This window comes from Gilliamella sp. B3127, from assembly GCF_026536935.1.
Classification (GTDB): Bacteria; Pseudomonadota; Gammaproteobacteria; order Enterobacterales; family Orbaceae; genus Gilliamella; species Gilliamella apicola_E.
Window position 1 is genome coordinate 442,612 of sequence record NZ_JAFNNI010000002.1, and the last position, 11,770, is coordinate 454,381.

12 protein-coding genes are annotated in these 11,770 nt (G+C 36.9%); 3 read left to right on the plus strand and 9 right to left on the minus strand.

From position 1 onward, the window contains the following. Positions 1-201: 201 nt before the first annotated feature. The gene (gene rlmKL / locus J3U00_RS05055) at positions 202-2,322 is read left to right on the plus strand and encodes a bifunctional 23S rRNA (guanine(2069)-N(7))-methyltransferase RlmK/23S rRNA (guanine(2445)-N(2))-methyltransferase RlmL (protein ID WP_267331763.1); all 2,121 of its coding nucleotides are present in this window, start codon (positions 202-204) and stop codon (positions 2,320-2,322) included. Positions 2,323-2,651: 329 nt separating this feature from the next. Here the strand turns inward: rlmKL and J3U00_RS05060 are convergent, their stop codons facing one another. Continuing rightward, the gene (locus J3U00_RS05060; RefSeq protein ID WP_267331764.1) at positions 2,652-3,080 is read right to left on the minus strand and encodes a universal stress protein; all 429 of its coding nucleotides are present in this window, start codon (positions 3,078-3,080) and stop codon (positions 2,652-2,654) included. Between the two features lie 138 nt (positions 3,081-3,218). Between J3U00_RS05060 and J3U00_RS05065 the strand changes: the two genes are divergently transcribed. Continuing rightward, complete coding sequence (locus J3U00_RS05065; protein ID WP_267331765.1) at positions 3,219-3,629, plus strand: GNAT family N-acetyltransferase; 411 nt, start codon at positions 3,219-3,221, stop codon at positions 3,627-3,629. Then, complete coding sequence (locus J3U00_RS05070; protein ID WP_065734637.1) at positions 3,626-4,207, plus strand: Maf family protein; 582 nt, start codon at positions 3,626-3,628, stop codon at positions 4,205-4,207. Before J3U00_RS05065 ends, J3U00_RS05070 begins: the two co-directional genes overlap by 4 nt. Positions 4,208-4,231: 24 nt before the next feature. Here the strand turns inward: J3U00_RS05070 and J3U00_RS05075 are convergent, their stop codons facing one another. From J3U00_RS05075 to J3U00_RS05110, 8 genes are all read right to left on the minus strand, one after another. Then, on the minus strand, positions 4,232-4,897 hold the full coding sequence (locus J3U00_RS05075; protein WP_065563561.1) for an ABC transporter ATP-binding protein: 666 nt from the start codon (positions 4,895-4,897) through the stop codon (positions 4,232-4,234). Continuing rightward, positions 4,897-6,102: an ABC transporter permease gene (locus tag J3U00_RS05080; protein WP_267331766.1), complete on the minus strand. Its 1,206-nt coding sequence runs from the start codon at positions 6,100-6,102 to the stop codon at positions 4,897-4,899. The genes J3U00_RS05075 and J3U00_RS05080 overlap by 1 nt, the downstream gene beginning before the upstream one ends. A gap of 62 nt (positions 6,103-6,164) precedes the next feature. Next, on the minus strand, positions 6,165-6,632 hold the full coding sequence (locus tag J3U00_RS05085; RefSeq protein WP_267331767.1) for a DUF4418 family protein: 468 nt from the start codon (positions 6,630-6,632) through the stop codon (positions 6,165-6,167). 20 nt (positions 6,633-6,652) lie between these two features. After that, the gene (locus J3U00_RS05090; RefSeq protein WP_267331768.1) at positions 6,653-7,312 is read right to left on the minus strand and encodes an ABC transporter ATP-binding protein; all 660 of its coding nucleotides are present in this window, start codon (positions 7,310-7,312) and stop codon (positions 6,653-6,655) included. Between the two features lie 11 nt (positions 7,313-7,323). Then, positions 7,324-8,466, minus strand: coding sequence for an ABC transporter permease (locus J3U00_RS05095; protein ID WP_220225729.1), 1,143 nt, complete (start codon positions 8,464-8,466; stop codon positions 7,324-7,326). A gap of 13 nt (positions 8,467-8,479) precedes the next feature. Beyond that, the gene (locus J3U00_RS05100) at positions 8,480-9,748 is read right to left on the minus strand and encodes an ABC transporter permease (protein WP_065563566.1); all 1,269 of its coding nucleotides are present in this window, start codon (positions 9,746-9,748) and stop codon (positions 8,480-8,482) included. 21 nt (positions 9,749-9,769) lie between these two features. Beyond that, positions 9,770-10,984 (minus strand): Fe-S-containing protein, encoded by a 1,215-nt coding sequence (locus J3U00_RS05105; RefSeq protein ID WP_065563567.1) that lies wholly within the window; start codon positions 10,982-10,984, stop codon positions 9,770-9,772. A gap of 97 nt (positions 10,985-11,081) precedes the next feature. Beyond that, positions 11,082-11,645 carry an iron transporter gene (locus J3U00_RS05110; protein ID WP_267331769.1) on the minus strand — a complete coding sequence of 188 codons (564 nt, stop codon included), beginning with the start codon at positions 11,643-11,645 and terminating at the stop codon, positions 11,082-11,084. Positions 11,646-11,770: the final 125 nt, after the last annotated feature.

Genomic DNA, 11,770 nt, shown 5'->3' on the forward strand with positions numbered 1-11,770 from the left:
GAGATGAATTTTAAGTATTAATATAAAAAGGATGTTAAGTAGATAGTCAAAAATTGAGCAATTTTTAAGCTCAAAAACCCCGTTCCTCAACTTTTTTTTGATTACTTTTTAGTTAGATTGGCTATTGTTTAGGGCAATCATTTCCCACTCTGGTAATTAGTCGGTATAATGCCTGCAATTTTATTGTTAAGTGGATTATGCATGAAAACGCTATTTGCCAGCACATCACGCGGGCTTGAAGAGTTATTAAAAAAAGAGTTGGAAAATATTGGGGCGGATAATTGTAAGGTGGCGCAGGGGGGTGTCTATTTTGATGCTAATGAGTCAACTATGTACCAATCGTTATTGTGGTCTCGTTTAGCCTCTCGTATTCTATTGCCAATTGCCGAGTTTGACATCTATAGTGATTTAGATCTTTATTCATGTGTGATGAATATCAAATGGACCAATATCTTCGCGGTAGATAACTCATTTGTTATCAACTTTGTTGGTGTTAATGACTTTATTCGTAACAGCCAATATGGTGCGCTAAAGATCAAAGATGCCATTGTTGATCACTTTATGCGAAAAACCAATCAGCGCCCAAATGTTGCAAAGCAAAATCCTGAAGTTCGTTTACATGCTTATCTTAGCAAAAATCGAGTTACACTATCATTAGATCTGAGCGGTGAAAGCTTACATCAACGTGGTTATCGCCAACAAACAGGGCAAGCACCGTTAAAAGAGAGTCTAGCCGCGGCTATTATTCTCCGTTCTGGCTGGCGGTTTGATGAACCACTTATCGATCCAATGTGTGGTTCAGGAACGTTACTGATTGAAGCTGCGATGATGGCGTCTCATATCCCGCCTGGACTGCTACGCAAACAATGGGGATTTTTTGCTTGGAAAGAATTTAACCCAACACTTTGGAATGACTTACTGTTCAGCGCTAAGCATAATGTAAAAAAAACTAACACCATTTTTATCGGTTATGATAATAACCCAACAGTACTGGAGCGAGCCAAACAAAATGCGATCCAAGCAGGGGTTGGTGATTTAATTACTTTTGCATTGCAGGATGTGACACAATTAACCAATCCTCTTGATCACCATATACATGGCATGATCATCAGTAACCCGCCTTACGGAGAACGATTAGAAAGTGAGCCAGCATTAGTTGCCTTACACTCAGCACTCGGTCGCCAAATTAAACAACAATTTGGTGGGTGGAGATTATCGTTATTTAGTGGCGCGCCACAACTTTTAGATTGTTTACAAATGCGTGCTGACAAACAATTTAAAGCCAAAAATGGCCCTTTAGATTGTCTACAAAAAAATTATTCGATTGCGGATCGTCAAGTGGATCAGGCGGTCATATCAACAAATTTACCAGCTGCCGACTTTGCCAATCGTTTACGTAAAAATTGTCAAAAATTGGAAAAATGGGCCAGCCAAGAACAACTTGAATGTTACCGTCTTTATGATGCTGATTTGCCGGAATATAATGTGGCTATCGATCGTTACAAAGATAAAATTGTGGTACAAGAATACGCTGCACCTAAAAATATTGATCCACAAAAAACGCGACAACGACTGTTTGATATTATTAATGCTACTATGTCGGTATTGAAATTAACCGCCGATCAATTGGTACTAAAAACCCGTGAAAAGCAAAAGGGAAAACAACAATATCAAAAACTTGGGCAAAAACAGGATTATTTTTTAGTCCATGAATATCCAATTAATCACAAAAAAACGCAGTTTTGGGTTAATGTGGTGGATTATTTGGATACTGGTTTATTTTTAGATCACCGCTTAGCCAGAAAAATGATCGGACAAATGAGTGCAGGCAAAGACTTTCTAAATCTATTTGCCTACACGGGTAGTGCAACCGTCTACGCAGGTCTTGGTGGAGCAAAATCGACCACGACAGTTGATATGTCACGCACCTATTTAGAGTGGGCCGATCGTAATCTAAAACAAAATGGCTTAACCGGTAAAAATCATCGATTAATACAGGCTGACTGCTTGCTCTATTTATCTCAAGCTGATGAGCAGTTTGATTTAATTTTTATCGATCCTCCAACATTTTCCAACTCTAAACGGATGAACGATACTTTTGATGTTCAGCGCGATCATCTTAAATTAATGAGTGATTTAAAACGATTATTAAGACCAAACGGTGTAATTGTCTTTTCTAATAACAAACGAGGCTTCAAAATGGATGCCGACGGTATGCAAAAATTAAATCTGACGTTTCAAGACATCACCGACAAAACCTTATCGCTCGATTTCAGACGCAATAAACAGATCCACTGCTGTTTTCTTGTTAAACATCAATAATAAAATACCGCCGAAAGGCGGTATAATCTTAGCTTAGCTATGATGTTCAATTCTTTAGGAAAGCCCAACGAGAAATCATGACGGCATACCCCCTACCCCATCATTCCGTCTTCGCGTACACTAGATTATGCCATTAATTATCTCTAATTTATAAAAAGACAACCTTTTGCACAACAATCTTATTTGGAGTAAATAAATTTTTTATTATCGTTTCCAGTACTTACTTTTTGTGAATATATTGGAGCTTAAAAGCTTTTTTAAAATCAAAAAAGATTGAGGATTTTGAGCAAAAACTGATGTCCTTTTGGAGGACATCAGAAAAATAAAAATTAACGTACTACTAGCACTGATGTTTGTGCACCTCTCACTACACCAGAAGCATTTGATCCAAGTAGATGTGTTGAGATATTTGGGCGTCTTGATCCTATGATAATTAGATCGGGCTCAATCTCTTCCGCTAGATGTAAGATCTCATCTCGTGGATTACCAAACGCGATTGAAAAAGATAAATTTTCTTTTGGTAAATTAATTGAGTCAATCAAGCGATGTAGCCATTGCTCTGTTTGTACTGTAGCTTGATCTTTAAACTCATCAAAACCAAATGAGTAAGCATTTACAATAGCCGATGCAACCGGTAAGGTATGAAAAAAGATAACTTGCGCATTGGATAACTTCGCTAAACACTCAACATGTGGGATCACTTTTTGAGTGAGTTCATCTTCAAGGACATCAATCGGAATTAATATTTTTTTGTACATACCGCCTCCTCATTTTAACTTATCTTTCTTAATTAATTTAAGATGGTACTAATTTTAAATTAAATCTAATATTGTTATCCTAACGCTAATTTAAAATATTGAAATAACTTTTTTGCAAAATCATGATGGAGATCAACTATGGATAATATTATTTATCGCCATGATATCAAACCCAGTATAGAACAAGCGATATTATTATATTCTCGCTGTTCATTGGCGGAACGTCGACCAATAAGTGATAAACCACGTTTTCAAGCAATGTTAGATAATGCTAATTTAGTCATTACCGCATGGCATGATCAGAAACTTGTCGGTATTGCCCGCTGTTTAACTGACTTTGTCTACATAACTTATTTAGCTGATTTAGCCGTTGATGAAGCTTATCAAAAATCAGGTATTGGTAAACAGTTGATAAAAGAGATTCAAATTCATACCGATAATCAATGTGCAATTACTTTGCTTGCAGCACCTCAAGCAGTCGATTATTATGGTCATATTGGTTTTAATGCTCATCCTTCCGCATGGATTTTACAAGAACAGTTAAAATGAAAATTATCCTAGCATCAACATCACTATCACGTAAAAAAGTACTTGAAAAATTAGCTATTCCTTTCGATTGTGTGCCGCCGATTTGTGATGAAACACCACTACCAAATGAAAGTGCACAGCAGCTGGTGGTGCGATTGGCTAATGCTAAAGCACAGTCATTAGTGGCAAGCAATCCTGATAGTTTAATTATTGGTTCCGACCAAGTAGGTGTTTTAGATGGAAAGATTGTATGTAAACCACTTACTATTGAAAACGCCCAGCAACAATTAAAAAATAGCAGTGGCAAAGCGTTTTACTTTTATACAGGAATGACCGTCATTAATACTCACACAGGCCAATCGCAAACGATTTGTGAACCGTTTAAAGTCACCTTTCGTCAGTTAACTGATGCCGAAATTGACGCTTATATCGCTAAAGAGATGCCACTACAATGTGCTGGCAGTTTTAAATGTGATGAGTTAGGGATTACTCTTTTCGATAAGCTTGAAGGCGATGATATAAATTCTTTAGTCGGATTACCGCTAATAAAGTTAAATAAAATTATGATTGATATGGGCTGTAATCCGCTGTTTTTATAATTGATGGTAATGACAGAGCCGAATTTAATCGATTAACCGTCCCGCTGACATTTTCAGCGTTTTTTGGCTATAACTTGCTACATCATTATCATGAGTAACAATCAAGAGTCCTGTGCCTTGTTGATGAATATCGGCTAATAATGCCATAATTTGTGTTGAACTTTCATCGTCAAGATCGCTGGTGGGTTCGTCGGCAATGACTATTTGTGGCTGGCAAATTAGTGCACGTAAAATAGCTATTCGACGCATTTCACCACCTGACATGTTGGCTGGATAAGCATCTTTTAAATAACTAATTTGGGCTTTTTCTAGCAGTTCCATTGCAGAATTTAAGCTCGATTGGTTTTCACGTTTCGTTAAAGAAAACGGTAAGCGAATATTTTCCAGAGCAGTTAAATTAGGTAATAAACTGCTGCCTTGTGGAATGTAACCAATATTTTGATTACGAAATGCTGATACTTGTTTGTCATCAAGATCGAATAAATTGGTGCCGTTAATCGTGATTTTACCTTGAGTAGGCGTTAACAACCCAGCAATCATATTAAGCAGCGTCGTTTTACCACTACCTGATTTACCCATAATGCTGATAAAGTCACTTTGTGCCATTGAAAAACTAACATTATTCACCGCTGAAAAGTGTTGTGATCCGCGCTTGTAATCTTTGCGAAGGTTTTTGATATCCAATAACATTATTCACCCTCTCTTAATGTTTGATAAGTATCAAACTTAGTTAATGATAATGCTGAATAAATACTAGACAGCGGACCAATAATTAATGTCAGCAAAAATACGATGAAGGCATAAATTAATCCATCGGTAATTGAAATATTCATACATGGCAAACCTATCGTTTGGCATATCAATAAGCTGAAGGCATAAATTAATACGCCAGCAACCACTATACCAGCAAGGCCACCTAAAGCACTAATGATAAGGGATTCTCGCAGTAACATTTTAACCAGATCACTGCGCGATGCACCTAGAATACGTAATAAGCTGATTTCGCGTTTTCGTTCATTAAGAGATGAGGAAAATATTACAAAGATCACAATAATCGCTAACACCCAAAATATTGCCGATAAGCTATAGACAATAGTTGAGAAGCCATTTAACCATTTAGATATATTACTTAACATACCTTTGGTCATCACAAAATCAATATTGTAATCGATAGCATATTTGGGCATGATTTGATTAACAATATCTTTAGACTGATAGTCAGGGTCGACTTTAACAAAAATCGATGACACATAGTTAGCAAAGTGGTCAGTATCGCCTTCAATTAAATTGGCTTCTTTCATAAGCGAATGAGCAGCAGGGATGGTCATAAAAACTGAGGTGTCAAAGCCCATTCCTGTGCTATCCATTTTAGCGGCTATTTTAAAGGGATGATTGAAAAATTTAATTTCATCACCTACATTTGAGGTAATTTTACTGCCTACCACGACCTGATCGTCTTGCAGTGGTTGTTCTAACTGTGTTTGTAGCCAAGGTTTGATCACAAAATCGCTTTGCTGATCAAAACCAATTAATTGAACTTTTGATGTGCAACAACCAGCACTTAACGAAGCAATGAATAGTTGTGGTGAGACGGCTTCGATCCCTTTTATATCTTTGATTTTATCAACTAAGTCGGCTTTTAGATAAAAGCTACTTGGTTCACCACGTAATAAGGCGACTTCAAGATTTTTTTCATAACCATAAGGGACAATAAGAATGTCCGCACCTAACCGATTAGCCATGCCTGAAATTCCTAAGCTTAGGTTTTTCATCAATACACTACCACCAAATAGCGTAGCGGAAAAAAGCATAATGATGATAATCAAGCAACAACTTCGAAATGGTCGTCGTTGGATATTTCGCCATGCTAAATTCGCTATAGTTATTTCTTGCATGTTGGAGTTCTCTATAATTGGTGTTAAGGCTGACTAATGCTTTTAATAGTTGCTAATAGTTACTAGCGATTAGCTTGTTTATTTAAATATATCACATTGATAATAGCAACAATCGCTAATAATATTGACAATAATATCAATGCTGGTTTAGCCCCCATATTGCAACGCATCATTTCATTACCGCATACACCAATTAAAATAGTTGGAATCGCAGCTGCTAAGACCGCAGTGCAAGCTATAGCCATACTTAATCCCATACGTACAAATAACGAGCGGCTAAGTAACACCAAGGCACCAATAGCTATCACTAAACTACCAATACCAATTTCCGCCCTTGATGTCCAAAAACATTTCATGATTTTGCCACCAGCATTGTGCATGTGGCCATCCATCGGTGCAGAATGCATAGCATCGGCTGGCATAGATTGCACATCCGGCAGTGGGCAGACGGGTAAAATATAAAGCGGGAATAGAATAAGTAACGCTCCGATTAAGATAAATAGTACAGATGAAACAATGCGATTTTTCATAAATATAGACCTTATAATCATTAATTATTGATAATACTTGCTACTTTACCATGTTCAAGAACTACCGTTGTTTGCGCATGTTTTGATACTTCCGGTGAATGCGTAACAACGATGATTGTGCTTCCTTCTTCGTGAAGTTGATGTAGTAAGTTCATGACCATTGCTTCATTGCTTTCATCTAAATTACCGGTTGGCTCGTCAGCTAAAATCAGTTTTGGGTAATTGATTAATGCCCTAGCAATACAAACGCGTTGTTGTTCACCCCCCGATAATTGACGCGGTAAATGTTTGGCCCGCGCTGCAAGCCCCACACGCTCTAATGCTTGTAAGGCTTCTTTTTCATCAACCATGCTATGATAATATTGTGCCACCATCACGTTTTCTAATGCGGTTAAATAAGATACAAGGTGAAATTGTTGAAAGATTAAGCCGATTTTATCACGCCGAATTTCCGTTAGTTGGGGTAATGAAAGTTGGGTAATATCTTGTCCATCTAGAATTACTGAACCCAGCGACGGTTTATCCATACAACCAATAATATTCATTAACGTGGTTTTACCACTGCCTGAAGGTCCCATAATGGATAGCCATTTACCTTCTTCAACGGATAAGTTAACTTCTGACAAGGCATGTAAAGAGCCATAGATCTTTGAAACATTATTAACTTCTAGCATATTCATACTTTACTATCCTATTCGCCACGTAAAACTAATGCTGGTTCAACTTCAAGTGCACGTTTTACCGGAATCAAACACGCAATGATGGTTACCACAGCCGAAATAACAATCGTTGTTGGTATCAAATAAAATTCAATGACAATTGAGCGCCCAAATACATTGGCGCTGATTACTTGAGCAAAAATTAAACCACAAATAACCCCAATCACCCCCCCAATAATACCTAAAATCATCCCTTCGGCTAAAAATTCTTTGGCAATACTTTTATTGGTTGCACCAATAGCTTTTTTCAGCCCTATCTCTTTGCGACGCTCCATTACTACCGTCATCATGGTTGTGGCCACACAAATCATAGTCAAAATTAACACGACTAAGGTTACTAAGTAGAGTAAAGATGACAGTTTACCGAGCACTGATGCTTCGGACTGTGTCACCCATTTTATAAGATGCGGTTCGATTGTGGTTGAGTGATCTTTAATGGTTTGAATATAGTGTTGCAATTCATCTTTGGTTGCAGTGATACTAATTTCGACCACTTCGGCCTGATTGCTTTCTTCAAGTAGGTTTTCAAGATCGTTCAGATCGATAAATATAAAATTATCTTCTGCACGACCTGTCTTGACGATGCCAGTAACAGTTAAGTCCTCATCAAAGCGAGAATTTTCTTTAGATTTTCCTGAAATTGGCATGGTACTTCCAATACTAAGTTTAGCAAACTGGGCAATATCCGTACCAATTATAATTTCGTTCGGATTTTTTGGTAGTTCACCTTCTATCTTCCAATATGGACTAGTTTTAATAACCTGATCAAATTGGGTGCCAACGATGGTATAAGGCTGTTGGTTACTGCGGATAGAATTATAACGAAATGGTGTAACACCTAATACTTTGTCTTTCGGTAATACGCTAATAGCTTTTTCTACCTCAACCATTGATATAGTCGGTTGATTATTAGCTGGCATTAACAATAAGTTAGCTCCATAAGAACGAAACTCTTGTCCCATTTGTCTTGGAATATCATAACAAAGCGTCACCATACCTAGTAACACTGTCGCCCCAATCGCAACACCAAGTAAGGCAATTGCAATCCGAGAACGACGGCGAATTAATGAGCTAAATATCGTTTTTAAAATAAAGCGTTGGTTTTTATTTATCATCACTTAACCTCGCTTACCGACCATGTAATACATCCGTTGGACGTAAGAACATCATAATACGTAATGCCGGCAAGCTTCCTAATAAGGTAATGAGACTTACCATAATTAATACCATTGGGATAATAATCATTTTAGGCTCAACAAATGAACCAAATACCGTCTGTCCAATAATTTGGGCAAAGCCAAGACCAATAAAATAGCCGACCATACCACCGAATAAAGCAATGATTAGTATTTCACTAAGAATTAACATCGCTACCGAGGTATTAGTTGCCCCTAGTGCTTTTAATAAACCAATTTCAGTACTACGTTCAATCACGTTAGCAGTAACTAAGTTAGATATCGCCAAAGCCGAACAGATCAAAGATAACACTGTCAGTAATAACATCAATAATTGTGTTTTTTGTAAAATAGAGCCTTCTGAGTCGGCAACTTGCATTATCGCTTTAACCCGAACATCGGGCATTAATTCTTCCAACTGATAGGCAATCGAACTGATATAAGCGGTGCAGTACCATCGATCCCATTCGGCACGCGATAAACTATTGGGATCTTGCGCCGCTTTGCGAGCTAAATCGTTTTCAGGTGTGGTAAGAGCGCTCACTTCAACCCGTTCAACTAGACCTTGTTTATTCGCTAACATTTGAGCAACTGGTAGCGATACATAAAGCTCGTTATCTTCAAGACCACCACTATGAAAGATATTATTTACAATTAGCGTCATTTTTGGGGAAGTTAGCTCAATACTATCGCCTAATTTAAGATTTAATTGCTTGGCAAGTGTTTCACCCACCATGGCACCTTGCAAGTTATCATCTTTCATTGGCTTGCCTTCTATCGACCACCACGACTTCATGGCTAACATTCCTGTGTCAACTTCATCACCAGTTGGAATAGTCAGATGCTTATTAAACCATGTTCCCACTAGTGTAATAGGTCTATCATTAACGGTCACTTGGGTCGTTAAATAGGGGGCAAAATCAACAATGTTATATGCCCAGAAAATCATTTTAATCTTGACTAAATCATCTTGCTTAATATATTGAGTTGCGTTTTGTTTGTCATCGAGTTGATATAACTCATTTACCATCGCTGCACTTTTGGGCACAATATTTAAGTTAGCACCATAGGCTTTTAATTCTTGATTAACTTTATCACCAACATCAAACATCACATTTAACATGGCTGTCGCTAGCGAAACCCCTAAAGCAACGGTTAAGGCAATTAAAAATAGCTTCTTTTTTTGGCGAACTAACACACTAAGTAACATTCTTCGAAACATATTTTCTTCCTTTTCACACCTTTACTTAAAGCGACTTTTTTCAGCTTCAAGATGAGCTGGACGAATAATCATATTGCCATCTAAAATTTCATATTTAAGCGGTACTGGATTACAACCGCCTGAAAAACCAATTGTTGCAATATTCATTACCACATCACACAAAATACAGACAACTTGATTACCTCGTTGATAATAACCACTTGCACCACAGATATCACAAGCGTCAAAACCTACACCATATGCATTTTCGCTTTTCTTAATGACAATAAATCTAATTAAGGTGCCATCTACTGCTTGATAACCATAACGGTGTAAATTGCCGTCATTTATTTTATCTAATGGAATCACAATCAAACCATCCGCATTAGGTTTAACTGGCTCAGCGGGTGATAACTCCACACCTTTTTGGAGAATATAGCGTGCGCGAGTAACGGTATAAGCCGTTATGGCAATACCTGCCATTAATAATAATGAGGTACGGCGATCACGTCGTAAACTTGCTTTGAGTTTACGCACTTGGGCAGGATTACTACCTACTAATGAGGTAGTTTTGGATTTGGTGTATAATAAAATAGTAAGTAGTAACACCAATGCCATAAAGATGAAAGTAAATAAATTGACATGAGCTAAAACAAAAATAACTAATTCCATCATCCATTCTTGTGGTGAGATAAACCGCCGCACAATCAAAATTTGTAGAAAATTAATTATATTCTGTGTAGTAAAAATAATAATCGCTAATGAAGTAATAACAGTAATAAATCGAGTTGAAAACCTTTGGCAAAGCCGATAGATAAACAATCCAATTAAAATACAAACTAATAAAGCGAAACTGTAACCAATCCATTTAAACAGATAATCATTATTGAAAATTGACTCCATGCCAACATCAAATTCAAATGGATAAAGTAAAATATTCGGTAAACATTGTGCTGTAATAAGTCCAATTGCAATAGATACTATGATGAAAACTAGAAAATTTCTAAAAGATAAGCAGATCAGCAATGGAACAACAATAATGCACCAAGTAACAATCACACCAAGATCATAAAACTCACGAACAGCAAAACCCGTATTTCGTTTTAATATTGCATAAATAAGAGCCGACAACATCCCCAATACAAATCCCGTGATAAGGTATTTTTTACTTGATTGAACAAATACAGCACTAAGTAGTGCCAACATAATCACAGGTACAAAAGTATTATCAGTAACATTGATAAGGTATTGGAGCATAATGATTGCCTAAAAATTACAACGTATATAGGCGAGTTTTGACACTCGCCGATAGTACAACTAATTATTGAAAATTAAATTTAATTAAAAATAATAATTACCATGCACGTGGGATGAAGTTAAAGTCCCATGAAACTTCAATTGGTTTAGTCCAGAAACGACCTTCAACACCAGTTTCTTTATCAACATGTAATAAATAACCTTGTTTTTCAGGGTTTTCGATAGTAAAGGTTACTTTATATTTGCCTGCACCATCTAACTTAATATTGTTACCATAGTGAGGACCATCTGAAGCATTCATAGGCATAAAAGTACCTTCGATAGCTTTATCACTGCCTTCTTTTTGGATTTTATATTTTACAGTTAAGTAAGGCACGAAATCACCAGTACCAAAACCTAAGTTATTACCTTCAGCCGCTGAAATATCAGCTTCAATATGCATATCAGATTTTGAAGCAGGTAAACCACCCATACCAGCTGGTTCCATATCAACAGGTTGGAAATAAACTGCACCGATGTGTAAAGGACCAACAGTTACTTCATCACCAATTGGAAACTCTTCGAAGCCTTTTTCTTCACCTGGTGCAGGTGCAGCAGCATAAGCTATTGAAGAAAGTGCAAGTATTGATGAAATACCAGCAGAGACTAATAGTTTTTTCATTGAAAACTCCTTAATTTTGTTTTTCACTTTTGATCACTAATCAATAAAATCATGACTAGTCAATAACAATTTACTACCAATGTATTTACGATTTATCACTAATCACTAATCATTAATCGTTTTTA